The sequence below is a fragment of the Streptomyces sp. EDA2-14 genome (genome assembly GCF_054963755.1).
This window is the reverse complement of sequence record NZ_JBUEGE010000002.1, coordinates 556,715-581,029: the sequence shown is the minus strand read 5'-3', so window position 1 is coordinate 581,029 and position 24,315 is coordinate 556,715. Positions and strand designations below refer to the sequence as shown.

The following is a 24,315-nucleotide window of genomic DNA, read 5'->3' as shown; positions in this document are numbered from 1 at the left end:
TTACCTGCCCTTTGGCCTGTACCTTCACGGGATGCCCGGCACCACCTCAGCGTCCTCTCCACGGTTCAGCCGCCGCAGCGCCCTCGGTATCGGGGCGGGCGCGGCCGCGGCCGTCGCCCTGCCCGCACCGTCCGCCTCGGCGGCCTCGAACCTCCAGGTCCGGTACCGGGCCGGGGCGCCGAAGCTGCCGAAGCTCGCCGCGAAGGCCTGGCTGATCGCCGACAACGACAGCGGCGAGGTGCTCGCCTCGTACAACGGGCACCGTCGGCTGCCGCCGGCCTCCACGCTGAAGATGCTGTTCGCGGACACCGTGCTGCCCAAGTTCGACCACACGCTGAAGCACAAGGTGACGGCCGAGGACCTCGCGGACATACCGTTCGGCTCCAGCCTCGTCGGCGTCCAGGCCGGGACGACGTACAGCGTGCACCAGTTGTGGCAGGGCGTGTTCCTGCGCTCGGGGAACGACGCGGTGCACGTGCTCGCGAACATGAACGGCGGCGTCGAAAAGACGGTCGCGCAGATGCAGGCGCGCGCGAAGGACCTCCAGGCGAACGACACCCACGTCGTCAGCCCGGACGGCTTCGACCACAAGGGCCAGGTCTCGTCCGCGTACGACCTGACGCTGTTCGCCCGCGCGGGCCTGAAGAACGACGACTTCCGCGGCTACTGCGCCACCAAGGTCGCCGACTTCCCGGCGGGCGGCTCCAAGACGTTCCAGATCCAGAACACCGACCGGCTGCTCACCGGGCAGGGCGTCGCCCCGTACCGGGGCCTCATCGGCGTCAAGAACGGCTACACCTCGCACGCGGGCAACACCTTCACCGGCGCCGCCACCCGCGACGGCCGCACCCTCCTGGTCACCGTGATGCACCCGAAGGCGGGCTACGAGGCGGTGTACGAGGAGACGGCCGCGCTGCTCGACTGGGGGTTCGGGGCGGCGGACAAGGTGCGCCCCGTCGGCGAGTTGGCCACGCCGCTGAGCGAGCAGCCGAAGCCGACGCGCAGGCCGGGCGTGGCGGGCGCCGGTCCCGCCCCCGCGACCACGTCCGGCGGCTCGGGCGCCGACGACTGGGCGCTCGGCGGCTCCGCCGCCCTCGTGGCGCTCGCGGGCGGCGGACTGCTCGCCCTGCGCCGCCGCGCGAGGCCGACGGGCCGCCGCAGGAAGGCGTGACGCGGGTCAGGCCTGCTTGGATGCCAGCTGCACCACGGTGATGTCGGAGGGCGCGCCCACCCGCACCGGCGGCCCCCAGGCGCCCGCGCCCCGGCTGACGTACAGCTGTGTGTCGCCGTAGCGGTCGAGGCCCGCGAGGGTGGGGTTGCTGGCTCCCGCGACGAAGTTGCCGGGCCACAGCTGCCCGCCGTGGGTGTGCCCGGACAGTTGCAGGTCGACGCCGTGCTTCACCGCCTCGTGGATCATCACGGGCTGGTGGGCCATGAGCACGGAGGCGTGCGAGGTGTCGCGGTCGCCGAGCGCCTTCGCGTAGTCGGGGCCCTCGCCGTAGCTGTCGCCCGCGATGTCGTTGACCCCCGCGAGGTCGAAGGCGCCGATGTCGACGCGCGCGTTCTCCAGCGGGCGCAGGCCCAGCTCGCGCACGTGCTCCACCCACGGGTCGGCGCCGGAGAAGTACTCGTGGTTGCCGGTGACGAAGTACGTCCCGTGCCGGGCGCTGAGCCGGGCGAGCGGGGCGACGGCCGGGGCGAGGTCCTCCACGGTCCCGTCGACGAGGTCGCCGACGACGGCGATCAGGTCGGGCTGCGTGGAGTTGATGGTGTGGACGACGCGCTCGGCGAAGCCCCGGCCGAGCACGGGCCCGAGGTGGATGTCGCTGACCACGGCGATCCTGAACCCGTGGGCCGCGCGCGGCAGTTTGGCCAGCGGCACGGTGACCCGCTTGACCGTCGGCCCGCGCAGCACGCCGTACGCGCCGCCGGCCACGACGCCCGCGGCGGCCACGGTCGCGGCGGCGCCGACGGTCCTGGCGAGGACGAGGCGGCGGGTGGGCGCGGGCGCCGGCGCGAGGCCGGGCACCGGTTCCAGCTCCCGCAGCTCGGGCACCGGGACGCGGACCGGGGCCTCCTTGGCGGTGGCGGTGGCGGCGCGCGGCCCGCGTTCCAGGAAACGCCGCAGCAGCGGGCGTACGACCTCCCCCACGAGCAGCGCGAGGAGCAGGTAGAGCGCGAACGCCAGCCACAGGAAGCCGGGCCAGGCCAGCACCTGCTGCAACAGGAACGGCGCCCCGGTGCGCTCCGCGATCAGCGCGGCGAACACCAGGAGGGGACCGGCGACGAACACCACGGTGCCGAGGCGTCTGGGCCATCCGCCCTTGGCCGTCGTGCCCCGCACGAGACGGCGCCACGCGTAGTAGTGCAACCCTGCGAACGCCGCGAGAACGGCGACCGCGATCAGTACGAAGACGACGACCATCTGCCCGGACGCCTATGAGGTCCGACGCAGTGCACGCACCGAACGCAACCCAATGCCTCCGACGATCGTCCCCAATACGAAGGAGACGACGGCGAGCGTCAGGTGCACCCAGAAGTACGCGGTCGGATCCCCGGCGTCGTCGAAGGCGAGGCCGCTGCCGTCCTTGACGAGGTTTTTGACGAAAGTGATCCAGATGACCCAGCTCCACACCCCGAAGGCGAGCAGGAACCAGGAAACGGGACGGCTGAGCTTCATGTCCTCAGTATCGCCGCGAGGCTTCGCGCACCGCCGCCGGGGTGGGTCGCACCGGACACAGGACGCAGCGGTGGAGACTTACGGGGCAGGTACAGGTACGTTCGCCAGCGTGCCCGACTCCCACGCTGCGCGACCGACGTCGCACTTCAAGAAGGCCGCGGTGCTGTTCGCCGCCTCCGCCCTGACCTTCGCCGGCGCGCTACCGGCGGCCGCCGCGGACAAGGACAAGGACAAGAGCGACAAGCCGCCCGCGTCGATGTCACAGGTGGGCGGCGCCCAGTTGGGGAAGCCGGGCACGCAGGTGAACCTCAAGGGGGACGCGCCGGTCCTGCCGAAGGAGCTGACGGCGAAGTCGTGGCTCGTCGCGGACGCCGAGTCGGGCGAGGTGCTCGCCTCGCACAACGCGCACTGGGAGCTGCCGCCCGCCTCCACGCTGAAGATGCTGTTCGCGGACACCGTGCTGCCGAAGTTCCCGAAGACGACGACGCACAAGGTGGTGCCCTCCGACCTGGCGGGGATGGGGGCGGGGTCCAGCCTCGTCGGCGTCAAGGAGGGCTTCACGTACTCCGTGCACGATCTGTGGCTGGGCGTCTTCCTGCGGTCCGGCAACGACGCGGTGCATGTCCTGTCCGCCATGAACCAGGGCGTCGCGCAGACCGTCAAGGACATGCAGGCGCACGCCGACGAGCTGCAGGCGGGCGACACCCACGTCGTCAGCCCCGACGGTTACGACATGCCGGGGCAGCACTCCTCCGCGTACGACCTGACGCTGTTCGCCCGTTCCGGGCTGCACAAGGCGGACTTCCGGGAGTACGCCGCCACGCCCACCGCCGAGTTCCCCATGAAGCAGAAGAAGGGGAAGACCACCAAGCGCTTCGGGATCCAGAACACCGACCGACTGCTCACCGGCACCCCGACGCTGCCCGCGTACAAGGGCATCGCGGGCGTGAAGAACGGCAACACGACGAACGCGGGCGCCACGTTCACGGGCGTCGCCGAGCGCGGGAACCGGGTGCTGCTGGTGACCGTCATGAACCCCAAGTCCAAGGAGAGCGACGCCGTCTACAAGGAGACCGCGCGCCTCTTCGACTGGGGTTTCCAGGCCGACGGCAAGGTCTCCCCCGTCGGTCATCTCGTCACTCCGAAGAGCAAGACGCCGGAGGGCGCGAAGTCCACGGGTCCCGGCGGCGCGGGACCCGCCAAGCCGGCCGCGCACGCAGCCGTCACGACAGGCGGCTCCAGCGGCGTCGGCGTGGCGCTCGCGATCATGGGCGGGTTGCTCGTGGTGCTGGCGGGCGCGGTGTACGTGGTGCGCAAGAAGTGGCCGCTGAAGATCACGAAGGGCTGACGTCCTCGGCGTCCTCCGCCGCCTCCGCCTCCTTGGCCTCCGCCTCCTTGGCCTCGGCCTCCTTGGCCTCCGCCTCCGCTTCCGCCTCGGCCGTCTCCTCCTCCGTCTTGCGCAGGCCGACCCGGCCCGTCGCCGTCCACGCCGCGCAGAACAGCAGCAGCTTCGCCGTGAAGTTGATCCACAGGAGGAGGGCCACGGGGGTGCCGAACGCCCCGTACATGCTCTTCGCCGCGACGTCCTTCATATAGCCGCTGAGCAGCACCTTCAGCAGTTCGAAGCCCGCGGCGCCGATGAGCGCGGCGGTGATCAGGTCGCGGCGGCCCGGCTGCACTCCGGGCAGCAGGGCCAGGACGTAGAGCAGGATCAGGAAGTCCGCGACGACGGCGATCGCGAAGGCGGCGATCTGAAGCAGTATGCCGCCCCAGCCCGCCTTGTCGATGCCGATCTGGTCGGCCGTCCAGTCGACGGCCGTGTTGGCGAGGGTGGACGCCGCGATCGACACGATGCCCGCGAGTCCGAGCCCGACGAGGATCCCGGCGTCCTGCAACTTGCGCAGGATCGGGTTCTCGTCGGGATCGGGCAGCTCCCACACGTCCCGCAGGCACTGCCGCATCGAGCCGACCCAGCCGACACCGGTGAACAGCAGCAGCGCTCCGGCGACGAGCCCGATCGTGCCCGCGTTGTCGACGAGCGCGCCGATGTCCAACTGGTTCGAGATGCCCGGCACTTGGTCGCTGAGACTCTGCTCCAGCTTCCTCTGCTGCTCAGGGCCCATCGTGCCGGCGGCGACCGCCGCGGCCACCGTGAGCAGCGGGAACAGCGCGAGGAAACTGATGAATGTCATCGCCGCGGCGAGCTGCGACCAGCGGACCTCGTCCAGCCGCTCGTAGGCGCGCCAGGCGTGGGTCCGCATCAGCCGGACGAACAGCGGCCCGACAACGGGGAGTTTCTTCAGCCAGTCCATGATCCCAGCCTGCCTTCGTCGACGGGCTCGATGCAGAGGCGACGCGCGCGGAAGACAAGGGTTCGAGTTCCACGGAACCGCAGGACCGTGACGAGCGCCACCCCCATTCTCCGATCACCCGTTCCAGTGAGGGGCCGCTAGGTTTACGACAAACTTCGCACCTTCGGGCGATACGGTCACGGTCATGGTTGCCGACCCCGCTACCGCCCCCGTATCCACCGCTCCCTCCATCCCCGCCCCGCACACCGTGCCGGTCAGCGGCTGGGGCCGGACCGCCCCCACCTCGGCCCACCTGATCCGCCCACGCTCCTACGAGGACGCGGTCCTCGCGGTCCGGGACTGGGCCGCCACGGGGCGGCGCGGCGGCATCCCGCGGGGCCTCGGCCGGGCCTACGGGGACGCGGCGCAGAACGCGGGCGGCACCGTCCTCGACATGACGGCACTCGACCGGATCCACGCCATCGACGCCGCCTCCGGCACCGTGCTGTGCGACGCGGGCGTCTCGCTGCACCGCCTGATGGAGGTGCTGCTCCCCCTCGGCTGGTTCGTGCCGGTCACCCCCGGAACCCGCCAGGTCACGGTCGGCGGGGCGATCGGCGCCGACATCCACGGCACGGACCACCACGTCGCGGGCTCCTTCGCCCGGCACGTGCCCGCGTTCGAACTCCTCACCGCCGACGGGCAGGTACGCCTCGTGGAGCGCGGCAGCGAGCTGTTCGACGCGACGGCGGGCGGCATGGGCCTCACCGGGATCGTCCTCACGGCGACCGTCCAACTGCAGCGCGTGGAGACGTCGCTGATGTCGGTCGACACCGAACGGGCCACCGATCTCGACGACTTGCTGGCCCGGTTCACCGCGACCGACCAGCGCCACCGCTACGCGGTCGCCTGGATCGACCTGCTCGCACGCGGCGCCGCCACGGGCCGCGCGGTCCTCACCCGCGGCGAGCACGCCCCGTTCGACGCCCTGCCCGCACGCACCCGCAGGGCCCCGCTGGAGTTCCGTCCCGGCCGCCTGCCCGCCGCCACGCCGTTCCTGCCCGAGGGACTGCTCGGCCGCACCAGCGTCGGCCTGTTCAACGAACTCCGGTACCGCACGGCGCCCCGGATCCGCACCGGTGAACTGCAGAAACTCGCCACGTTCTTCCACCCGCTCGACGGCCTCCCGCACTGGAACCGGCTCTACGGGCGCGGCGGCCTCGTGCAGTACCAGTTCGCCGTCGGACACGGCCAGGAGGAAGCGCTGCGCCGCATCGTGCACCGCGTCTCCGAGCACCGCTGCCCGTCCCTGCTCGCCACCCTCAAGCGCTTCGGCGAAGGCGACCCGGGCTGGCTCTCGTTCCCCGTACCGGGGTGGACGCTCGCACTCGACATCCCCGCGAGCCTGCCCGGACTCGACTCCCTCCTCGACGAGTTGGACGAGGAGGTGGCCGCCGCCGGCGGGCGCGTCCATCTCGCCAAGGACTCCCGCCTGCGGCCCGAGCTGCTCGCCGCGATGTATCCGCGCCTCGACGACTTCCGCTCGCTGCGGGCGCGCTGGGACCCGCGGGGGGTGTTCCGCTCCGACCTGTCGCGGCGGCTGAACCTCTGACCTCCCGCCCGCCCGACCCGCCTCCCTGGAGCCCCCGTTGAAAGACGCCTTCGGCACTCCCCAGTCCCTGCTCGTCCTCGGCGGCACCTCGGAGATCGCGCTCGCGACCGCCCGGCGTCTCGTCGCCCGGCGCACCCGCACCGTGTGGCTCGCGGGCCGCCCCTCCCCCGCACTCGACGAGGCCGCCGCCGGGCTGCGCGCCCTGGGCGCCGACACCCGTACCGTCCCCTTCGACGCGCTGGACCCCACCGCGCACGAGGAGACGCTCGGCAAGCTCTTCGCCGAGGGCGACATCGACATGGTGCTGCTCGCGTTCGGCATCCTCGGCGACCAGGCCCGCGACGAGGACGACCCGATGTCCGCGGTCCGCGTCGCCCAGACCAACTACACGGGCGCCGTCTCCGCGGGCCTCGTCTGCGCGCGGGCGCTGCAGGCCCAGGGCCACGGCTCGCTCGTCGTCCTGTCGTCCGTGGCGGGCGAGCGGGCCCGCCGCGCCGACTTCATCTACGGCTCCAGCAAGGCGGGGCTCGACGCGTTCACGCAGGGCCTCGGGGACGCGCTGCACGGCACGGGCGTGCACGTCATGGTCGTACGCCCCGGATTCGTCCGCTCGAAGATGACGGCAGGGCGCGCCGAAGCGCCCCTGGCGACGACGCCCGGGACGGTGGCGCGGGCCATCGAGACGGGGCTGCGGCGCAGGTCGGAGACGGTGTGGGTGCCGGGGACGCTGCGCGTGGTGATGTCCGCGCTGCGGCATGTGCCGCGCCCGGTGTTCCGCCGGCTGCCCGGCTGACCGGCGCGGGGCGTCAGCTCGCCGGGAGGCGGGGCCCCCGCGTCGTACGGCCCGAGGTCTGGCCGGGCAGCGCCGACGTGCCGAACGCGAAGTCGCGCAGCTTGCGCCACACCCCGTCGGCGCCCTGCTCGTAGAGCGCGAACCCGGTGCACGCCCAGGCCGCCTCGTACTCGGCGAGCTCCGCGAACGCACGGTCCATCGACTCCTCGTCGATGCCGTGCGCCACGGTCACGTGCGGGTGGTACGGGAACTGCAGCTCGCGGGAGACCGGGCCCGACGCGTCCCGCACCTGCTTCTGCAGCCAGGTGCAGGCCTCGGCGCCCTCGACGACCTGCACGAACACGACGGGCGACAGCGGCCGGAACGTGCCCGTGCCGGACAGGCGCATCACGAACGGGCGCCCGCCGGAGGCGACTTCCTCCAGGTGCGCCTCGATCGCCGTGAGGTCCCCGCCGTCCACCTCGGTCGGCGGGAGCAGGGTGATGTGCGTGGGAATCCCGTGCGCCGCGGCGTCGCCGAAGCCCGCGCGCCGCTCCTGGAGCAGGCTGCCATGAGGCTCCGGGACCGCGATCGAGACACCGATCGTTACGGTCCCCACGTCATACTCCTGTCGTCGTGTGGCGGGCGGGTGGCGTCGCGTGCGTACGGACGCTTCAGTGCTTGGCGGGCAGGAAGCCGACCTGCTCGTAGGCCCGGGACAGGGTCTCGGCGGCGACGGTCCGCGCCTTCTCCGCGCCCTTGGCCAGGATCGAGTCCAGCGTCTCCGGGTCGTCCAGATATTCCTGGGTACGGGTCCGGAACGGAGTCACGAAGTCCACCATGACCTCGGCCAGGTCCGTCTTCAGCGCACCGTACATCTTGCCCTCGTACTTCTTCTCCAGTTCCGGGATACCGGCACCGGTGAGGGTGGAGTAGATGGTGAGCAGGTTGCTGACGCCCGGCTTGTTCTCCGCGTCGTAGCGGATCACCGTGTCGGTGTCGGTGACGGCGCTCTTGACCTTCTTCGCGGTCGTCTTCGGCTCGTCGAGCAGGTTGATCAGGCCCTTCGGCGTCGACGCAGACTTGCTCATCTTGATCGACGGGTCCTGAAGGTCGTAGATCTTCGCCGTCTCCTTGAGGATGTACGGCGCCGGGAGCGTGAACGTGTCGCCGAAGCGGCCGTTGAAACGCGTCGCCAGATCGCGGGTCAGCTCGATGTGCTGGCGCTGGTCCTCACCGACCGGGACCTGATCGGCCTGGTACAGCAGGATGTCGGCGACCTGGAGCACCGGATACGTGAACAGCCCCACGCTCGCCCGGTCGGCACCCTGCTTGGCGGACTTGTCCTTGAACTGCGTCATGCGGCTGGCCTCGCCGAAGCCGGTGATGCAGTTCATCACCCAGGCCAGCTGCGCGTGCTCGGGGACGTGGCTCTGCACGAACAGCGTGCAGCGCTCCGGGTCGAGCCCGGCGGCGAGCAGCTGCGCGGCGGCGAGGCGCGTGTTGGCCCGCAGCTCCTTGGGGTCCTGCGGCACGGTGATCGCGTGCAGGTCGACGACCATGTAGAAGGCGTCGTGGGACTCCTGCAGCGCCACCCACTGGCGGACCGCGCCGAGGTAGTTGCCGAGGTGGAACGAGCCTGCCGTGGGCTGGATTCCGGAGAGCACGCGAGGACTTTCAGAGGCCATGTGCCTCATTGTCTCAGGTGCGCCACACAGCTCCGCAGCGGCCAAAGGTCCTGTGACCGTCCGTGGCCCACCTGTTCGTTGTCAGTGGGCGCCGGTAGCTTGACGATGTGGCGGGAGTCACGTGGGGGCACGTCGACGGGGGTGGCGATGCGGTACGTACGTGGGGGTGGGGTGGCGCTGCTGGCGGCGCTGCTGCTGCTTCTGGTGGGGGCATCGGCCGCGCAGGCCCGGCCCACGCGGCCGGGCGGCCCCGACCTGCCGGATCTCGCGCTGGTGATCGCGCCCGGCGCCGCGGCGGGCCCTTCGGTCGCCGTCCACGACGAGGACCGGGACTTCGCCCGTCTTGAGCGGTTGACGACGGACTTCGACACGGTGACCGAGCGGGTGCCGGAGGCTTGGCAGGAGGGGCGCTTCCCACCCGTCGTGGCCACGATCGTATGGGGCATGACCGGCGTGGCGGGCTGGCCGCAGACGCATCGGGCGCCCGGCACGGACACGGTGGTCGAACGCCAGGACCAGCTGATCGTGGCGGACGACGGCACGCCGTGGATCCGCACGGACCCCATGGTCGACGTCGACGACGACGACCTCCGCTGGCACCACGCCTCCCCCGCCCTGGTCACCCGGCTGACCCACTCCGGCCTCTTCCCCACCACCACCCCACCCCGGGAGACGTCACCCCGGACCCCGTGGTGGTGGGCCCTGGGCGGCCTGTCCCTCGGCCTCACGACGACGGCCGGCGTGGCGTGGCACCTACGCCCCCGCCCCCCACGGGAACCAAGACAACACCTGATCGACCTGTGAGCCCCGCCCCTTCAAGCCCCGCCGGCGATTGAGGCGCGGGGGCCGGGGCGGAGGCCCGGGGCGTGGCGCGGTCGCCCGCTCCACGCCACGGAGAGGCTCAGCCCAGGTCGATCTGGCCGTACAGCGGGAACCCGGACAGGAGATCCGCGGCGCGACCCGCCACCTCGTCCGCCACCTTCGACTCCAGGACATGACTGGCCTTCGAGACCGCCCCGGACTTCGTGGTCCCCGGCTCGGCGGCCGTCAGCACACGGTCCATGAGCGCGGCGATCTCGTCCATCTCACCGGTACCGAGCCCACGCGTGGTCAGCGCCGGCGTACCGATCCGGATCCCGGACGTGTACCAGGCCCCGTTCGGGTCCGCCGGAATCGCGTTGCGGTTCGTGACGACACCGGAGTCGAGCAGCGCGGCCTCGGCCTGCCGCCCGGTGAGCCCGTAGGAGGAAGCGACGTCGATGAGGTTCAGGTGGTTGTCCGTGCCCCCGGTGACCAGCGTCGCGCCCCGCCGCGTCAGCCCCTCGGCCAGCGCCCGCGCGTTGTCGACGATGCGCTGCGCGTAGTCCTGGAACGCGGGCTGCCGCGCCTCGGCGAGGGCGACGGCCTTGGCGGCCATGACGTGCGGCAGCGGCCCGCCGAGCACCATCGGGCAGCCCCGGTCGACCTGGTCCTTGAGCGAGTCGTCGCACAGCACCATGCCGCCGCGCGGCCCGCGCAGCGACTTGTGGGTGGTCGTGGTGACGATCTGCGCGTGCGGCACCGGGTCGAAGTCACCGGTGAGCACCTTGCCGGCGACCAGGCCCGCGAAGTGCGCCATGTCGACCATGAGCGTGGCGCCGACCTCGTCGGCGATCTCCCGCATGATCCGGAAGTTCACGAGACGCGGGTACGCGGAGTAACCGGCGACGATGATCATCGGCTTGAACTCACGGGCCTGCGCACGCAGCGCCTCGTAGTCGATGAGGCCGGTGGCGGGGTCGGTGCCGTAGGAGCGCTGGTCGAACATCTTGCCTGAGATGTTCGGCCGGAAGCCGTGCGTGAGGTGGCCACCGGCGTCGAGCGACATGCCGAGCATCCGCTGGTTGCCGAAGGCCTGCCGCAGCTCGGCCCAGTCGGCCTCGGTGAGGTCGTTGATCTGCCGGACCCCGGTCTTCGCCAGGAACGGCGCCTCGACCCGGTCGGCGAGCACGGCCCAGAAGGCGACCAGGTTCGCGTCGATCCCGGAGTGCGGCTGCACGTAGGCGTGCCGGGCGCCGAACAGCTCGCGGGCGTGCTCGGCGGCGAGCGACTCGACGGTGTCGACGTTGCGGCAGCCCGCGTAGAAGCGGCGGCCGACGGTGCCCTCGGCGTACTTGTCGCTGAACCAGTTGCCCATGGTCAGCAGCGTCGCCGGGGACGCGTAGTTCTCCGAGGCGATCAGCTTGAGCATCTCGCGCTGGTCGGTGAGCTCCTGGCCGATGGCGTCGGCGACGCGCGGCTCGACGGCGCGCACGACGTCGAGGGCGGCGCGGTACGCGGTGGACTCGGGGGTCAGACGGGAATCGTTCATGGGGCAGCCTCCGGACACGGTCGGTTCACGGTTCGGCCCAGGCGCACGGCACACACTGCTCGGGCCGCTCCCCGATGGTCGATCCCATCCCAGCGCGCCAGTCACGGCCCTGCCCTCACAGTACCGGTCACGGCGCACGGCGAGGTTTCCACGTCCACATCCCGAGCGACGATAGGAAGGGGCCACAAGCCCGCTCGGCGCATTGCCGCGACAAGCGGAGCCGCGCCGGGCAGAGCCCGCGACGATCGGAGATCCCGTGAGTGCTACCGAAGCAGCAATCGCCCTCGCCGAAGACCACGGCGCGCACAATTACCACCCGCTCCCCGTCGTCGTCGCCACCGCCGAGGGCGCGTGGATGACGGACGTCGAGGGGCGGCGCTACCTCGACATGCTCGCCGGGTACTCGGCGCTGAACTTCGGGCACGGCAACCGCCGGCTCATCGAGGCCGCGAAGGCGCAGCTGGAGCGGGTGACGCTGACCTCGCGGGCGTTCCACCACGACCGGTTCGCGGAGTTCTGCACGCGGCTGGCGGAGCTGTGCGGCATGGAGATGGTGCTGCCCATGAACACGGGCGCCGAGGCCGTCGAGACCGCCGTGAAGACCGCCCGCAAGTGGGGCTACCGGGTGAAGGGCGTGCCGGACGGGCGGGCCCGGATCGTGGTCGCGAGCGACAACTTCCACGGCCGTACGACGACGATCGTCAGCTTCTCCACCGACCAGGAGGCGCGCGCCGACTTCGGCCCGTACACGCCGGGCTTCGACATCGTCCCGTACGGGGACCTGGAGGCGCTGCGGGCCGCCGTCACGGACGAGACGGTGGCGGTGCTGCTCGAACCGATCCAGGGCGAGGCGGGCGTGCTCGTGCCGCCGCCGGGCTACCTGGCCGGGGTACGGGAGCTGACACGCGAGCGGAACGTGCTGTTCGTCGCCGACGAGATCCAGTCGGGCCTCGGCCGCACGGGCCGCACCTTCGCGTGCGAGCACGAGGGCGTCGTGCCGGACATGTACGTGCTCGGCAAGGCGCTCGGCGGCGGGGTGGTGCCGGTGTCGGCGGTGGTGTCGAGCAAGGCCGTGCTCGGCGTCTTCCGGCCCGGCGAGCACGGTTCGACGTTCGGCGGGAACCCGCTCGCCTGCGCGGTCGCCCTGGAGGTGATCGCGATGCTGCGTACCGGCGAGTTCCAGGAGCGGGCGGCGGAGCTGGGCGAGCATCTGCACGCCGAGCTGGGCCTGCTGACGGGCACGGGCAAGGTCGCCGAGGTGCGCGGGCGCGGCCTGTGGGCGGGCGTCGACATCGACCCGTCGTACGGGACCGGCCGGGAGATCTCGGAGAAGCTGATGGACCGCGGGGTCCTGGTGAAGGACACCCACGGGTCCACCATCCGGATCGCCCCGCCGCTGGTGATCAGCAAGGACGATCTGGACTGGGGCCTCGATCAGCTCCGGGCGGTGCTCGGCGCGTAAGCCATTTTTGGGACGCTCAAAGGCTCTAGGACGCTCAAGGGCTCACAGGATGACGTGGGGCAGGAAGCGGGCGTACTCGTCCGTGACCAGCCCCGCCGACTCCCGGATGCCGAGCCCGGCCGCCTCGTCCTCGACGACCCACGCGCCGAGGACGACGCGGTTGCCGTCGAAGTCGGGCAGCTCGCTCAACTGCTGGTAGCAGCAGGGCTCTTCGGGCGCCGGCGGCGTGCTCCCCGGCTCGTGGATCGTGACGCCCGCACCCTCACGGCCGAGCAGCGGCTTCGACACGTAGCCGGGGCCGCTGCTCGCGAGTTCGCGCGGGCCGTCGAGATAGGCGGGGAGCAGGTTCGGGTGGTCCGGATACAGCTCCCACAACACGGCGAGCAGCGCCTTGTTGCTGAGCAGCATCTTCCAGGCGGGCTCGATCCACATCGTCGTACCCGTGCCGCCGCCGTTGTCGAGGCTGCCCAGGACGTGCGGGGCGAACTCGTCGGAGGTCAGCCACTCCCACGGGTACAGCTTGAAGCAGCTGCGGATGTAACGGAGTTGGTTGTCGACGAAGCGCTCGGACAGGCTGTCCCAGCCGATCTCCTCCATGGAGATCCAGTCGGTGTCGAGACCGGCCTGTTCGGCGGTCTCCTTCAGATAGCCGACCGTCATCAGGTCCTCGCCGAGTTCGTCGGCGGAGGAGTGCGCGAAGTAGAGCGGGCGGCCCGGCGGGAGCAGGCGCGCCTGCTTCTTCCAGGCGTCGATGAGCCGCTCGTGGAGCGAGTTCCATTGGTCGGCTCCGGGGAAGCGCTCCTCCATCCAGAACCACTGGGGCGACGCGGCCTCGACGAGTGAGGTCGGGGTGTCGGCGTTGTACTCCAGGAGCTTCGCCGGGCCGCCCCGGCCGTCGTAGCGCAGGTCGAACCGGCCGTAGACGGAAGGGAGTTCGGCGCGCCGCTCCCATGCCTCGGCGACCGCGGCGGCGACGCGCGGGTCGGTGATCCCGAGGTCGGCGAAGCGGTCGGTGCGGACGATGTGCTCGGCCGCGGCGAGGCACATGCGGTGCAGTTCCTCGACGACCTCCTCCAACGCCTCCACCTCGGGCAGGGAGAACTCGTAGTAGGCGCTCTCGTCCCAGTAGGGGCGCAGCGAGTCGTCGGGGTAGCGGGTGAGCGGGTAGATGAGCCCCTGCTCCTCGACGGTCTGCTGCCAGCCGGGGCGCGGGGTGATGGTGTGTCGCTTCATCGCGGGGTCTCCGGTCGGGCTCAGCCGCCGGAGCTTCCGCCCTTGCCGCCGCTGCCGAAGCCGCCGCGCGTGACGCCGCCGCCGCCCGAGGGCTTGCTGAAGGAGCCGCCGCCGACGCGGGCACCCTTCTTCGAACCGCCGTAGTACCAGCCGCCGTTGACCGAGGACTTGCCGGTCGTGCCGGACGAGGACTTGCAGTACTTGTCGGAGACGACCTTGTAGCCCTTGCCCGCGTTGTAGCTGTTGCGGTCGATGCAGCGCTTGTCGACGTCGGAGTCCGACGAGCAGGCGGTGAGTGCGGCGGCGAGCAGGCTGACACTGCCGAGCGCGACGGTGCCGGAGCGCAGCCGTCGTTGAGTGACGTTGTCCGTCATGAAAATCTCCCCCGTAGTTCTGCTTTTCTGCTGCACTTTCGATACGTGCGTGGCGCCCGCCCTAGGGCAGGACGCGGCACAGCGTATCCAACGCGGCGGGCCATGCGTGGTCGGGCGGGGTGCCGTATCCGACGACCAGGGCGTCCGGCGCCTGCGCCGTCGCGTCCGTGTGCCGGAAGGCGGCAAGACCGTTGACGCCGAGGCGCTGCCAGGCGGCGGCCTGCACCACGGACCGCTCCGTGCCGGGCGGGAGTTGCAGTACGGCGTGGAGCCCGGCGGCGATGCCGCTGACGCGGACGTCCGGGGCGCGCTCGGCGAGGGCGGCGACGAGCTGGTCGCGGCGGCGCCGGTAGCGCAGGCGTGCGGCGCGCACATGGCGGTCGTACGCGCCGGACTCCAGGAATTCGGCGAGCGTGAGCTGGTCGAGGACGCCGCAGGACCAGTCGGTGTGCCCCTTGGCGGCGACGACCGCGTCGACGAGCGCCGCGGGCAGCACCATCCAGCCGAGCCGCAGCCCCGGGGCGAGGGACTTGCTGGCGGTGCCGAGGTAGACGACGCGGTCGGGGTCGAGCCCTTGGAGGGCGCCGACGGGCTGACGGTCGTAGCGGAACTCGCCGTCGTAGTCGTCCTCGAGGATCAGCCCGCCGGTGCGGCGCGCCCAGTCGACGGCGGCGGCGCGACGGCGCGGGTGGAGGGCGACGCCGAGGGGGAACTGATGGGCGGGGGTGAGCAGAGCAGCACCCACATCACCCGCGTCGTCCAACTCGCTGACATCCGCGCCCTGTTGATCGAAGGAAAGCGGCCGGGTACGCAGCCCCGGCCGGGTCAGATAGTCCCAGTGCAGGTCGAGCCCGTACGACTCGACGGCGACGTCGCGCACGCCGCGCCCGTGCAGCACCTCGCCGAGCAGGATCATGCCCTGCACGAACCCGGCGCAGACGACGATCCGCTCCGGCGAGGCCTGTACGCCGCGGGCGCGGGCGAGGTAGTCGGCGAGGGCGCCGCGCAGTTCGGGGCGGCCGCGGGGGTCGCCGTAGCCGAGGGCCTCGTTCGGGGCGGCGGCCAGGGCGCGGCGGGCGGCCTTCAGCCACTCGGCGCGGGGGAAGGAGGCGAGGTCGGGGCGGCCGGGCTGGAGGTCGTAGCGGTACCCGCCGAAGGGCACGCGGTTGGTGACGGGGCCCGGGGTCGGCGCCCGCCCCGGCCGCTCGGCGACCCGGGTGCCGGAGCCCTGCCGGGCGGTGAGCCAGCCCTCGGCGACGAGGTCGGCGTAGGCGTCGGCGACGGTGTTGCGGGCGAGGCCGAGGTCGGCGGCGAGGGTACGGGAGGCGGGCAGCCGGACACCGGCGGCGAGCCGCCCGCCGCGCACGGCTTCGCGGAGCGCGTCGGTGAGCCCGCGACGCACACCCCCTGAGGTGCCGGTGTCGAGATGCAGATCGATGCCGAGCGCCCGCCCGGACGCCGAATTGGCCCAAGATTCTTCCACGTAAATGGACCATACCCCTGGGCTACTTCCTTCGTAGGCTCGACGTCATGACGAACACGGACACGAACGCGAACACGAGCACGAGCACGACCCCGGCTTACGTCCACGAGCACACGCCCCGCCTCGACTGGCACCGGCTCGCGCCCGAGGTCTTCAAGGCGATGGTCAGGCTCGACGCGGCCGCCCGCGCCGGGGTGGACCCCAAGATCGCCGAACTGGTCAAGATCCGCGCCTCGCAGCTCAACCGCTGCGCGCTCTGTCTCGACATGCACACCAAGGACGCGCTCGCGGCGGGCGAGAGCGTCGAGCGGATCATCCAGCTCAGCGCGTGGGAGGAGTCGAAGCACTTCTACACGGAGAAGGAGGTCGCGGCCCTCGAACTGACCGAGGCGATCACCGTCCTCACGGACGGTTTCGTGCCGGACGAGGTGTACGAGAAGGCGGCGAAGGTCTTCGAGGAGAAGGAGCTGTCCCAGCTGATCGCCGCGATCACGGTCATCAACGCCTGGAACCGCTTCGGCGTCTCCACCCGCCAGTCGCCGGGCCACTACACGCCGGGCGACTTCAAGTGAGCGCTCGTACGACGGTGCTGGACGCCGGGGTCAAGGCGGCGATGCTGGCGCTGGGCGCGGCGGCCAAGAAGGGCCTCGGCGACCCGGTCCTCGCGGAACTGGTGGCGATCCGGGCCTCGCAGATCAACCAGTGCGCGTTCTGCCTGGACATGCACGTGGACATCGCGCTGGACAAGAACGGCGAGAGCCCGAAGCGCATCGCGATGCTGAACGCGTGGCGCGAGGCGGGCGAGGTCTTCAACGACCGGGAAAGGGCTGCACTGGCCCTCACCGACGCGATTACTCTCCTGACGGACGCCTACGTCCCCGACGAGGTGTACGAGGAAGCGGCCAAGCACTTCCCTGAAGCCGAACTGGCCCACCTCATCGCCTCGATCGCGGTCATCAACAACTGGAACCGGCTGATGGTGAGCCGGCGCATCGAACCAGGAGGCCCCGCATGGTGAGTCCTGTCGAGACGCTCCGCGCCCTGCACCACGACCGCTCCCCCGGCGACCCGCTCGTCCTGCCCGGCCCCTGGGACGCGGCCAGCGCCCGAGTCTTCGAGGAGGCCGGCTTCCCGGCGCTGGCGACGCCCAGCGCGGGGGTGGCCGCGTCACTCGGTTACGAGGACGGGTCGACGCCCGCGGACGAGATGTTCGCGACGGTGCGCAGGATCGTGCGGTCGGTGTCGGTGCCGGTGTCGGCGGACATCGAGGGCGGGTACGGGCTCGCGCCGAAGGAACTGGTGGAACGCCTCCTGGAGACCGGCGCGGTGGGCTGCAACCTGGAGGACTCGGACCACGACAGCGGCTCCCTCAAGTCCCCGCGTGAGCAGGCGGACTGGCTGGCGGAGGTCCGCGCGGCGGCGGGCGACCGGGTGTTCCTGAACGCCCGCGTCGACACCTTCATCCGCGGCACGGCGAACCCGATCACCGAGGCGGTGGAACGGGCCCGCCTGTACGTGGCGGCGGGCGCGGACTGCGTCTACCCGATCGGCGCCCCGCCGGATGCCGTCCCGGCCCTGCGCTCCGGCATCGAAGGCCCGATCAACGTGGGCGCCCCACCCGACGGCCCGTCGCTCCGCGAGTGGGGCGAACTGGGAGCCACCCGGATCACGTTCGGACCGGGGTTGCAGCGGAGGGCGATGGGGGCGGTGCGGGAGATCGCGGAGAGCTTGCGCTGAGCGGCACGTGACGTACGGGGCCCGACCGCGGACGACAATCGGGCCCCACCCAGGCGTGCAGAGTCGGCGCCGCAATCAAGCGGGAGTCAGGCACCGGCCGGAGGCGGCGGTCGGGTCCGCATCGTGGTTGAACCTTCGGGCGCCGTTCGATGCCCGGTGGTCTACGTCGCCGCCCTGAGCGGTATGCGGCAGAAGGCTTTCGTCCTCTGGTACCGCCCGCCGACCCGGCCTGGTCAGAGGCGTTTCGCCCGCGTGGACGGAGCCATCGACGACGCTACCGCCGTCTTCAGCGGACGCAACGGGGCCGGGCGGGACGACGATAGAGGTGACCTGCTTCCACCGCGCTTTCCCTAGGAGGAGGGGACGGTATGACATCTTCTTCCGATTCCTCAGGCGCCGACCCCCTGCCCGGCACCGAGCCACAGGACGACTCCGTCACCGGGAGCCTGGCGGTCCTGGCCAACCGGGGATGGCAGTTCGCTCTCACCGCGGGCCTGGCCGCCATCGCCCTGGGCGTTGTGGTTCTTGCCTGGCCGGGAGAGACGCTGCGCGTCGTCGGGGTGCTCTTCGGTGTCTACCTGCTGGTCACGGGTGTCTTCCAGGTCGCCGCAGCCTTTGGCACGCACGTTCCGGGGCACCTTCGGGCGCTGCATTTCCTCACCGGTGCGCTGTCCATCCTGCTCGGGCTGCTCTGCTTCCGGGGAACCCTGCAGTCGATCCTGCTGCTGGCGCTGTGGATCGGCTTCACCTGGCTGGTGCGCGGCATCATGGTGACGACCACGGCGGTATCCGCCCGGGGTATGCCGGCGCAGGGCTGGATGCTCTTCTTCGGTATCGTCGGCATCATGGCGGGCATCGTGCTGATCGTCGCGCCGTTCACCTCGATCGCCGCGCTCACCCTGACGGTGGGCGTCATGGCCATAGTGCTGGGGGTGGTCGAGATCTTCCACGCCGTCAGGATGCGGGTCGACGTCGGCCGCGTGGCGCGGGGCACTACGCACCGGCGGCAACCGCTGACTCGCCCGCACCCCCAACACTGACCGGACCACGTGCACGTAGCGGCGCGCTCCCGCCCGCCCGGCATCACGGGAGCCGCTGCTCGCACGAGAGACGAGTTCTCCTAATTGAACGGGATGTTGAGCCAAGGGCTGCCCGGGTCGGTCGTCAAGACGGTGTGGGCCGTCACCATTTCCTTGTACCAGCTGCCGAAGCGCTCCTCGTCGAAGTGCAGGCAGCGGCCCAGGATGTAACCGCTGGAGAAGTCCTCCCAGGAGCTGTACGTGGCCGCGGACTGTTCGCCCACCTCGACGACCGCACGTTCGGCCTCCTCGACCGTGCCGAAGCGGGCCCCGACGCCCCAGCAGGCCATGCTCGCGCCGCGCCCCAGGTCCCAGGCGTCCACGGAGCGGATGTACCGGCCCTCGGCGAGGATGCCGTCGGCGCGCATCCGGGCCTCGTAGCGGGTGATCCTGCCGATGAGGTGCTGGACGCCCGCTGTCTGTGCGCGGACCTCGGACTCGGGGCGGGGTTCGGTGCGGGTGACGCCGTCCGCGGTGAGGACCGTGCCGCCCTCGGCGCGGGCCCGCAGGACCTTCGCGGCGGCCTCGCGCCAGTACTCCGTCTCCACGTGTCCACCGAAGGCGCGGGCGATGGCGTGGCGCAGGTCGAGCGCGAACTCCCATACGGGGCTGAGGTTCTCGCGGACCAGTAGCCGCTGGAGAGACCGTTGCCATTCGGTGCGTGAGGTCACTCCCCACCAGCGTTCGAGCTGTTCGCGCTCGGTCTCGTAACCGTTGCCGTGGAAGCCCAGGGCGTTCCACAGGTAGCCGTTCTTGACGCTCATGAGGGCGCCGCAGGCAAGGCCGTGCGCGACCGGCCCGTGCAGCGGGCCGCCGACGCGCAGGGCGCGCACCGTGCCGGAGAAGTCGGGTTGGCTCGCCCTCCGCGCGATGAACACCCAGGGCGCGTTGTGCGGAGGCGCCGTGTACAGCACCCCTTCGCAGGGGCTGCCCGCGTCCACGACGAGGGTGAGCGGGATGTCGCCCCAGTCCTTGAACGCCTTCAGCGACGCGAGCTTGAAGAGCTGGTCCGCCGTTGGCACGGGGAGCATGCCGTCCGTGTACAGGTACAGCACGAGCGCCCCCGTCCGCGGGTCCTCGCGGGCGTCGGGGGTCAGCTCGCCCACCTCGTCCGGGACCACCCGGAAGAACAGGTCCGCGCGCGCGAGCACTTCGTAGTACCCCGCCCAGTCTCCCCGGCACTTCGCCTCGTACAGGCCCTGTTCCACGGGCGTGGGGGCGAACCATTCCTGCCGCGGGGCGGCGGGACCGAAGTCTGCGGGAGGCGGGCCGAAGGTCATGGGCCAGACCCTATGCAGCGAAAGATGGACATGGCCGTCGAGGCGACGGTTCGCTGCCCTCTCGTTACTCACACCCCTTGGACGTGCAGTTCGAACCAGACCGACTTGCCCACGCCGCCCTCGCGCGCCTCCGCGCCCCACGCGTCCGCGAGCATCGACACCAGTGCCAGGCCCCGGCCCGACTCCTCCTCCATGCTCGCCGCGCGCGGTGCGGGGAGCGTGTCGCTCGCGTCCGTGACCCGTACGTGGAGGCGGTCGGCGGACAGGATCGCGCGGGCCCGGATCTGCCGGTCGGCAGGGGCCTTCGCGTGCCGGTAGGCGTTCGTCATCAGTTCGCTGAGGAGGAGTTCGGCCGTCTCCGTCACCTCCTGCGGCAGCTCCCACGACCCCGCCTGCTCGCGCAGCAGCAGCCGGGCCCGGCCCACACTGCGCGCGTGCCGCGCGAAGCGCCACTCGATGTCCTGCGGGATCGCCGTGGGGCGGGGAGTCGTTCGCATGGCCCCACGTTTGCGGCTCGCGCGTACCCTCGGGAGTAACGGCTCGGGTACAGCGGGTATTTGTACCTCTCCAGTCCCCGTCGGGCCAGCGGAGGTGTACGTGTCGACCGAGTCGAACGCGTGGCGGTACTGCGGCAGCCAGATCAAGCTGTGGCGTACCGAGGCGGGCGTAGCGCGTGAGGCGCTGGCCGAGGAAGCCGGTTACGGCCTTGAGTACGTGAAGTCCATGGAGAACGGGCGCCGCAAGCCCACGGTCCGGCTCCTCCAGGTCGCGGACCAACTGTGCGGCGCGGGCGGGAAGATCGTCGCCGCGCGGGAGTTCCTGAAGCCGGAGGCACACCCGGCGCGGTCACAGGAGTTCATGGCGCTGGAGAAGGACGCCATTGCCGTGAGTTCGTACGAGCCGTTGCTCATCCCCGGGCTGCTCCAAGCGCCTGAGTACGCACGAGCGTTGATCGGCGCGAGTTCGCCGCCACTCGACGACGAGACCGTGGAAGAGCGCGTCGCCGGGCGGCTCAAGCGACAAGAGGCGCTGACCTCGCGTACGGGCGTCATGTTCAGCTTCGTGGTGTACGAGGCGGCCCTACGGACCGAGGTGGGCGGGCGTGAGGTCATGGCGCGGCAGCTTCAGCACCTTCTCGAAGTGAGCGAGTTGCGCAACGTACTGATCCAGGTGCTGCCGTTCGGGCGGGCGTACGGTGCCGCGCTCAATGGAGCCATCGCGCTTCTGGAGACAACCGACCATGAGCGCTATGCGTACGTGGAAGGGCCGGAGACCAGCACCCTGTACGGCGACGCCGACAAGGTCAGTGCACTCACACGCGCCCATGACATGATCCGAATGCACGCCCTAAGCCCCGAGGATTCGGCCGAGTTCATCAGAAAGGTGGCGCAGTAACTGTGAACGCCAGCCTGACGTGGTTCAAGTCCAGCTACAGCGATAGCCAGGGCGGCAACTGCCTCGAAGTCGCCCTGGCGTGGCGGAAGTCCAGTTACAGCGACAGCGAGGGCGGCAACTGCCTCGAAGTCGCCACCCGCCCCGACCGCATCCACGTCCGCGACTCGAAGCTCGGTCCCCAAGGGCCGACCTTCACCGCCGCCGCGTCCGCCTGGAACGCCTTCCTGGCCCACGCCCGCACCGCCTGAGCTTCGAGCCCCGGCATCCGAGCTTTGCTTTTAGGGAATGGGGGTTGGGTCTCAACCCGCCCTCCCGCCCCTCCCCCGACACCGAGCGCGCTCAACTGCCGCCACCACCAGTCGAGATGACTTTCCGCGATCGGCTTGCGACGCAGGGTTGTCACCCTCTACCGTTCGCGGCAACAAACAACCCCGGTCGGGTGCTACCAACACCCGCCGGGGTCTGACCGACCAGATCGAACGGACCGATCTCGTGGCTACGGAAAACCCTATCTCCGCCCTGCCGTCCCCCGCACACCCCATGGCCAACCCCGGCTACGGAAAACGCGGCGCCCCCGACCAGGGCCCCCTCCGGCGCGACACCTTCGCCCACCTCCCCCTCCGCGCCCGCTACCTCGCCGGGTTCATCGACGCGCTCCCCGAGCACGCCGCGATGGACGCGAAGACCCTCGCCAAGGCCCAGCCCCTGTACGGGCAGGCCGCAGTGCGGTCCGCGCTCAACGAGTTGTCCGTCGCCGGGCATCTGCGCCGCGTTCGGCGGCTGTGCGACGTCAACGCCGAAAACGGCGCGACCCGTTGGGTGTTCCACACGTACTGGTCGCGGACCGCACGTAGCGACGAATGGTGGGCCCGGTTTCTCGACGGTGACGTACCAGAGCCGGAGGACGTCGCCCCGTCTACTCCCACCCGCTCCGACGCGTACCACCGACTCGCCCAACTCGGCCTCAGAGAGCCACGGTTGACCCTGTCGGCAGCGGACTGCGCCGCCTTGGAAGCAGCCGCAGCCGAATGGCTGACGCGCGAACCCGACCCGCAGCTCTTCACTCAGGCCATGACGGCCGGACTGCCCGGCGTCGTCCACTCGCCCCGCGCATTCATCGCGACCCGCCTGCGCGACAGGCTGCCACCGCACCGGATCCGGGTCTCCCCCGCCCCTCCGTCGGCGCCCGCGCGCCGTGGCCTCTTGGAGTGCACCGACTGCGGCCGACCGGGACGTCCGGAAGCGCTGCCGGGCGGGCTGTGCAAGGGGTGCCGTGTACACGTGGGGTACAACTTGCCGTCCGGGCAGCCGAGTTCCTGAAGATCCGAGGGGATATGCAGCATGAGCTTCTTCGGTGAGGGGGAGGCCCTCGACAGGTGGCTGTCGAGTGGGCGAATACTGAGCGTGGGTGCGGTGCCTGTGCTCTGGATCCTCCTTGTCTTCTTCATCAAGGAGGAGGGCTGGCACTTCGCCTTTCTGGCCGCCATGGTCCTCCCACCGGCCGGCGCCTTTCTGGGGCTCCGGGGCTACCGCGAGGTGCGTCCAGGCCTGACGGCCGTAGGCATGGCTCTGGCCGCCTGCACTCTTCCCCTGACTCTGTGGCTGGCCATGCTCGAAGGAGCGTGACATCAACACCGCGCTGTAAGGAGAGAGACGACGCCGTCGCCGACGGGCTGCCTACGACCGGCTCGCCGAGCGTGGTGCCCGCGGTGAGCTCGATCGTCTGAGGGACGACCGAGAGGCGCGCAAAGCAGCGCAACGGCGTGGACTGTGACGGCTGAGGACGGTCGTTCCGTCATTTCGCGTCACGGTCCCTCCTCACCCCCCAACACGCCCGGGGCCCCGGCCGCTCTCAGCGCGGTCGGGGCCCCGGGGTGGGTGAGCGGGTGTGGTTACTTCTTCGGGAGCCAGGACTTCCAGGTGGAGCGGTGGGTTTCGACCCACTTCTTGGCTGCCGCTTCCGGGGTCAGCTTCTTGTCGGCGATCAGGAGCGAGACCTCGTTCTGGTCGTCCGTCGTCCACTTGAAGTTCTTCAGAAGCTGCGCCGCCTCGCCGCCGTTCTTGGAGAAGTCCGTGTTGAGGTACTTCTGGAGCGGCGTCGTCGGATACGCGCAGGTGATCTTCTTCGGGTCGGCGTCGCAGCCCTCCTTGTACTTGGGCAGCTTCACCTCCGTCATCGGCACCTGCTTCGTGAGCCACTGCGGCGTGTACCAGTACGACAGGAACGGCTTCTTCTGCTTGGCGAACTGCTTCATCTGCGTGATCTGAGCAGCCTCGGAGCCGGCGAAGACGACCTGGTAGTTCAGCTTCAGGTTCTTGACCAGCGCCTTGTCGTTCGTGACGTAGGACGGCGAGCCGTCGATGAGCTGGCCCTTGCCGCCGCTCTCGGCCGTCTTCAACTGGTCGGCGTACTTGTTGAGGTTCTTCCAGTTGGTGACGTCCGGGTGCTTCTTCGCGAAGTACGTCGGGACGAACCAGCCGATGTGGCCGGTGACGCCGAGGTCGCCGCCCGGCTGGATCGTCTTCTTGTCCTTGACGTAGCGCTGCACCTGGTCGGGGTGGCCCCAGTCCTCCAGGATCGCGTCGACGCGGCCCTGGCTGAGGGCGTCCCAGGCCGGGACCTCGTCCACCTGGACCGTGTCCACCCGGTAGCCGAGCTCGTGTTCCAGGAGGTACTGGGCGACCGCCACGTTCGCCTGCGCGCCGACCCAGGACTGGACCGAGAGGGTCACCGTCTTGGCGCCCTGCGCGTTGGCGTACGGGGAGGCCTGCTTCGTCATGTCGGCCGCCCCGCAGCCCGTGGCCGCCAGCAACGTCCCCACACCGACAACGGCCTTGAGCGGCGTCATGCGTGTGCTGATACGCGTACGGATACGCAT

General features: G+C 70.8%; 26 protein-coding genes and 1 riboswitch. Of the genes, 14 read left to right on the top strand and 12 right to left on the bottom strand.

All coding sequences use genetic code 11. The features are described 5' to 3' along the window. Positions 1–31: 31 nt before the first annotated feature. On the top strand, positions 32–1,171 hold the full coding sequence (locus tag ACY34M_RS09005; RefSeq protein WP_462716122.1) for a D-alanyl-D-alanine carboxypeptidase family protein: 1,140 nt from the start codon (positions 32–34) through the stop codon (positions 1,169–1,171). A gap of 6 nt (positions 1,172–1,177) precedes the next feature. Here ACY34M_RS09005 and ACY34M_RS09000 read toward each other — a convergent pair whose 3' ends face one another. Both ACY34M_RS09000 and ACY34M_RS08995 read right to left on the bottom strand, forming a co-directional pair. Next, on the bottom strand, positions 1,178–2,425 hold the full coding sequence (locus ACY34M_RS09000; RefSeq protein WP_462716123.1) for a metallophosphoesterase: 1,248 nt from the start codon (positions 2,423–2,425) through the stop codon (positions 1,178–1,180). 12 nt (positions 2,426–2,437) lie between these two features. After that, positions 2,438–2,680 carry an SCO4848 family membrane protein gene (locus tag ACY34M_RS08995; RefSeq protein ID WP_462716124.1) on the bottom strand — a complete coding sequence of 81 codons (243 nt, stop codon included), beginning with the start codon at positions 2,678–2,680 and terminating at the stop codon, positions 2,438–2,440. A gap of 109 nt (positions 2,681–2,789) precedes the next feature. Here ACY34M_RS08995 and ACY34M_RS08990 point away from each other — a divergent pair, with 109 nt between their 5' ends. Next, a complete protein-coding gene (locus ACY34M_RS08990) occupies positions 2,790–4,028 on the top strand; it encodes a D-alanyl-D-alanine carboxypeptidase family protein (RefSeq protein WP_462716125.1) in 1,239 nt (412 codons plus the stop codon). Here ACY34M_RS08990 and ACY34M_RS08985 read toward each other — a convergent pair. Then, positions 4,015–4,992 carry a YihY/virulence factor BrkB family protein gene (locus tag ACY34M_RS08985; RefSeq protein ID WP_462716126.1) on the bottom strand — a complete coding sequence of 326 codons (978 nt, stop codon included), beginning with the start codon at positions 4,990–4,992 and terminating at the stop codon, positions 4,015–4,017. The two genes, ACY34M_RS08990 and ACY34M_RS08985, sit on opposite strands and share 14 nt — an antisense overlap. A 184-nt stretch (positions 4,993–5,176) precedes the next feature. Here ACY34M_RS08985 and ACY34M_RS08980 point away from each other — a divergent pair, with 184 nt between their 5' ends. Then, positions 5,177–6,583, top strand: coding sequence for an FAD-binding oxidoreductase (locus ACY34M_RS08980; protein ID WP_462716127.1), 1,407 nt, complete (start codon positions 5,177–5,179; stop codon positions 6,581–6,583). Between the two features lie 37 nt (positions 6,584–6,620). Continuing rightward, positions 6,621–7,376: a decaprenylphospho-beta-D-erythro-pentofuranosid-2-ulose 2-reductase gene (locus ACY34M_RS08975; RefSeq protein WP_462716128.1), complete on the top strand. Its 756-nt coding sequence runs from the start codon at positions 6,621–6,623 to the stop codon at positions 7,374–7,376. A 13-nt stretch (positions 7,377–7,389) separates the two neighbouring features. On the opposite strand, the gene ACY34M_RS08970 is transcribed toward ACY34M_RS08975, so the two are convergent. Then, positions 7,390–7,974, bottom strand: coding sequence for a 2'-5' RNA ligase family protein (locus ACY34M_RS08970; RefSeq protein WP_462716129.1), 585 nt, complete (start codon positions 7,972–7,974; stop codon positions 7,390–7,392). 55 nt (positions 7,975–8,029) lie between these two features. Continuing rightward, entirely contained in the window at positions 8,030–9,043 is a 1,014-nt protein-coding gene (gene trpS, locus ACY34M_RS08965; RefSeq protein WP_462716130.1) for a tryptophan--tRNA ligase, read from the bottom strand. Between the two features lie 147 nt (positions 9,044–9,190). Here trpS and ACY34M_RS08960 point away from each other — a divergent pair, with 147 nt between their 5' ends. After that, positions 9,191–9,847, top strand: a complete 657-nt coding sequence (locus ACY34M_RS08960; RefSeq protein WP_462716131.1) for a hypothetical protein — start codon at positions 9,191–9,193, stop codon at positions 9,845–9,847. 97 nt (positions 9,848–9,944) lie between these two features. On the opposite strand, the gene ACY34M_RS08955 is transcribed toward ACY34M_RS08960, so the two are convergent. Continuing rightward, positions 9,945–11,393, bottom strand: a complete 1,449-nt coding sequence (locus ACY34M_RS08955) for a glycine hydroxymethyltransferase (protein ID WP_462716132.1) — start codon at positions 11,391–11,393, stop codon at positions 9,945–9,947. A gap of 28 nt (positions 11,394–11,421) precedes the next feature. Continuing rightward, positions 11,422–11,508, bottom strand: a riboswitch (ZMP/ZTP riboswitch). A 141-nt stretch (positions 11,509–11,649) separates the two neighbouring features. On the opposite strand from ACY34M_RS08955, the gene rocD reads away from it, so the two are divergent. After that, positions 11,650–12,855 (top strand): ornithine--oxo-acid transaminase, encoded by a 1,206-nt coding sequence (gene rocD, locus ACY34M_RS08950; RefSeq protein ID WP_462716133.1) that lies wholly within the window; start codon positions 11,650–11,652, stop codon positions 12,853–12,855. A 42-nt stretch (positions 12,856–12,897) separates the two neighbouring features. Here rocD and ACY34M_RS08945 read toward each other — a convergent pair whose 3' ends face one another. The 3 genes from ACY34M_RS08945 to pdxR form a co-directional block, all read right to left on the bottom strand. Continuing rightward, positions 12,898–14,088: a glutathionylspermidine synthase family protein gene (locus ACY34M_RS08945; protein WP_462716134.1), complete on the bottom strand. Its 1,191-nt coding sequence runs from the start codon at positions 14,086–14,088 to the stop codon at positions 12,898–12,900. Between the two features lie 20 nt (positions 14,089–14,108). Further along, positions 14,109–14,462, bottom strand: a complete 354-nt coding sequence (locus ACY34M_RS08940) for a hypothetical protein (RefSeq protein ID WP_462716135.1) — start codon at positions 14,460–14,462, stop codon at positions 14,109–14,111. A 61-nt stretch (positions 14,463–14,523) separates the two neighbouring features. Continuing rightward, positions 14,524–15,945, bottom strand: coding sequence for a MocR-like pyridoxine biosynthesis transcription factor PdxR (pdxR, locus tag ACY34M_RS08935; protein ID WP_462716136.1), 1,422 nt, complete (start codon positions 15,943–15,945; stop codon positions 14,524–14,526). A 47-nt stretch (positions 15,946–15,992) separates the two neighbouring features. Here pdxR and ACY34M_RS08930 point away from each other — a divergent pair, with 47 nt between their 5' ends. From ACY34M_RS08930 to ACY34M_RS08915, 4 genes are all read left to right on the top strand, one after another. Further along, the gene (locus ACY34M_RS08930) at positions 15,993–16,517 is read left to right on the top strand and encodes a carboxymuconolactone decarboxylase family protein (protein ID WP_462716137.1); all 525 of its coding nucleotides are present in this window, start codon (positions 15,993–15,995) and stop codon (positions 16,515–16,517) included. Continuing rightward, positions 16,514–16,963: a carboxymuconolactone decarboxylase family protein gene (locus ACY34M_RS08925; protein ID WP_462716138.1), complete on the top strand. Its 450-nt coding sequence runs from the start codon at positions 16,514–16,516 to the stop codon at positions 16,961–16,963. Before ACY34M_RS08930 ends, ACY34M_RS08925 begins: the two co-directional genes overlap by 4 nt. After that, a complete protein-coding gene (locus ACY34M_RS08920; RefSeq protein ID WP_462716139.1) occupies positions 16,957–17,682 on the top strand; it encodes an isocitrate lyase/PEP mutase family protein in 726 nt (241 codons plus the stop codon). Before ACY34M_RS08925 ends, ACY34M_RS08920 begins: the two co-directional genes overlap by 7 nt. Before the next feature lie 368 nt (positions 17,683–18,050). After that, entirely contained in the window at positions 18,051–18,722 is a 672-nt protein-coding gene (locus ACY34M_RS08915) for an HdeD family acid-resistance protein (protein ID WP_462716140.1), read from the top strand. Positions 18,723–18,802: 80 nt separating this feature from the next. Here the strand turns inward: ACY34M_RS08915 and ACY34M_RS08910 are convergent, their stop codons facing one another. Together ACY34M_RS08910 and ACY34M_RS08905 are read right to left on the bottom strand one after the other, a co-directional pair. Beyond that, positions 18,803–20,041 carry a DUF1266 domain-containing protein gene (locus ACY34M_RS08910; RefSeq protein WP_462716141.1) on the bottom strand — a complete coding sequence of 413 codons (1,239 nt, stop codon included), beginning with the start codon at positions 20,039–20,041 and terminating at the stop codon, positions 18,803–18,805. A 68-nt stretch (positions 20,042–20,109) separates the two neighbouring features. After that, a complete protein-coding gene (locus ACY34M_RS08905; protein WP_462716142.1) occupies positions 20,110–20,538 on the bottom strand; it encodes an ATP-binding protein in 429 nt (142 codons plus the stop codon). A gap of 100 nt (positions 20,539–20,638) precedes the next feature. On the opposite strand from ACY34M_RS08905, the gene ACY34M_RS08900 reads away from it, so the two are divergent. From ACY34M_RS08900 to ACY34M_RS08885, 4 genes are all read left to right on the top strand, one after another. Then, entirely contained in the window at positions 20,639–21,436 is a 798-nt protein-coding gene (locus ACY34M_RS08900; RefSeq protein ID WP_462716143.1) for a helix-turn-helix domain-containing protein, read from the top strand. Positions 21,437–21,438: 2 nt separating this feature from the next. After that, on the top strand, positions 21,439–21,684 hold the full coding sequence (locus tag ACY34M_RS08895; protein ID WP_462716144.1) for a DUF397 domain-containing protein: 246 nt from the start codon (positions 21,439–21,441) through the stop codon (positions 21,682–21,684). Positions 21,685–21,928: 244 nt separating this feature from the next. Continuing rightward, positions 21,929–22,756, top strand: coding sequence for a hypothetical protein (locus tag ACY34M_RS08890; RefSeq protein ID WP_462716145.1), 828 nt, complete (start codon positions 21,929–21,931; stop codon positions 22,754–22,756). A 21-nt stretch (positions 22,757–22,777) separates the two neighbouring features. Further along, the gene (locus ACY34M_RS08885) at positions 22,778–23,062 is read left to right on the top strand and encodes a hypothetical protein (RefSeq protein ID WP_462716146.1); all 285 of its coding nucleotides are present in this window, start codon (positions 22,778–22,780) and stop codon (positions 23,060–23,062) included. Positions 23,063–23,328: 266 nt separating this feature from the next. Here ACY34M_RS08885 and ACY34M_RS08880 read toward each other — a convergent pair whose 3' ends face one another. Then, complete coding sequence (locus tag ACY34M_RS08880; RefSeq protein ID WP_462716147.1) at positions 23,329–24,315, bottom strand: ABC transporter substrate-binding protein; 987 nt, start codon at positions 24,313–24,315, stop codon at positions 23,329–23,331.

What these genes read in the sequence shown, in the direction of transcription:
- ACY34M_RS08955 (WP_462716132.1), bottom strand. Translation starts at nt 11,393, where the DNA reads ATGAACGATTCCCGTCTGACCCCCGAGTCCACCGCGTACCGCGCCGCC.
- ACY34M_RS08910 (WP_462716141.1), bottom strand. Translation starts at nt 20,041, where the DNA reads ATGACCTTCGGCCCGCCTCCCGCAGACTTCGGTCCCGCCGCCCCGCGG.
- ACY34M_RS08915 (WP_462716140.1), top strand. Translation starts at nt 18,051, where the DNA reads ATGACATCTTCTTCCGATTCCTCAGGCGCCGACCCCCTGCCCGGCACC.
- ACY34M_RS08920 (WP_462716139.1), top strand. Translation starts at nt 16,957, where the DNA reads ATGGTGAGTCCTGTCGAGACGCTCCGCGCCCTGCACCACGACCGCTCC.
- ACY34M_RS08985 (WP_462716126.1), bottom strand. Translation starts at nt 4,992, where the DNA reads ATGGACTGGCTGAAGAAACTCCCCGTTGTCGGGCCGCTGTTCGTCCGG.
- ACY34M_RS08960 (WP_462716131.1), top strand. Translation starts at nt 9,191, where the DNA reads ATGCGGTACGTACGTGGGGGTGGGGTGGCGCTGCTGGCGGCGCTGCTG.
- ACY34M_RS09000 (WP_462716123.1), bottom strand. Translation starts at nt 2,425, where the DNA reads ATGGTCGTCGTCTTCGTACTGATCGCGGTCGCCGTTCTCGCGGCGTTC.
- ACY34M_RS08940 (WP_462716135.1), bottom strand. Translation starts at nt 14,462, where the DNA reads ATGACGGACAACGTCACTCAACGACGGCTGCGCTCCGGCACCGTCGCG.
- ACY34M_RS08930 (WP_462716137.1), top strand. Translation starts at nt 15,993, where the DNA reads ATGACGAACACGGACACGAACGCGAACACGAGCACGAGCACGACCCCG.
- ACY34M_RS08885 (WP_462716146.1), top strand. Translation starts at nt 22,778, where the DNA reads ATGAGCTTCTTCGGTGAGGGGGAGGCCCTCGACAGGTGGCTGTCGAGT.
- ACY34M_RS09005 (WP_462716122.1), top strand. Translation starts at nt 32, where the DNA reads ATGCCCGGCACCACCTCAGCGTCCTCTCCACGGTTCAGCCGCCGCAGC.
- ACY34M_RS08905 (WP_462716142.1), bottom strand. Translation starts at nt 20,538, where the DNA reads ATGCGAACGACTCCCCGCCCCACGGCGATCCCGCAGGACATCGAGTGG.
- ACY34M_RS08880 (WP_462716147.1), bottom strand. Translation starts at nt 24,315, where the DNA reads ATGCGTATCCGTACGCGTATCAGCACACGCATGACGCCGCTCAAGGCC.
- trpS (WP_462716130.1), bottom strand. Translation starts at nt 9,043, where the DNA reads ATGGCCTCTGAAAGTCCTCGCGTGCTCTCCGGAATCCAGCCCACGGCA.
- ACY34M_RS08980 (WP_462716127.1), top strand. Translation starts at nt 5,177, where the DNA reads ATGGTTGCCGACCCCGCTACCGCCCCCGTATCCACCGCTCCCTCCATC.
- ACY34M_RS08995 (WP_462716124.1), bottom strand. Translation starts at nt 2,680, where the DNA reads ATGAAGCTCAGCCGTCCCGTTTCCTGGTTCCTGCTCGCCTTCGGGGTG.
- ACY34M_RS08945 (WP_462716134.1), bottom strand. Translation starts at nt 14,088, where the DNA reads ATGAAGCGACACACCATCACCCCGCGCCCCGGCTGGCAGCAGACCGTC.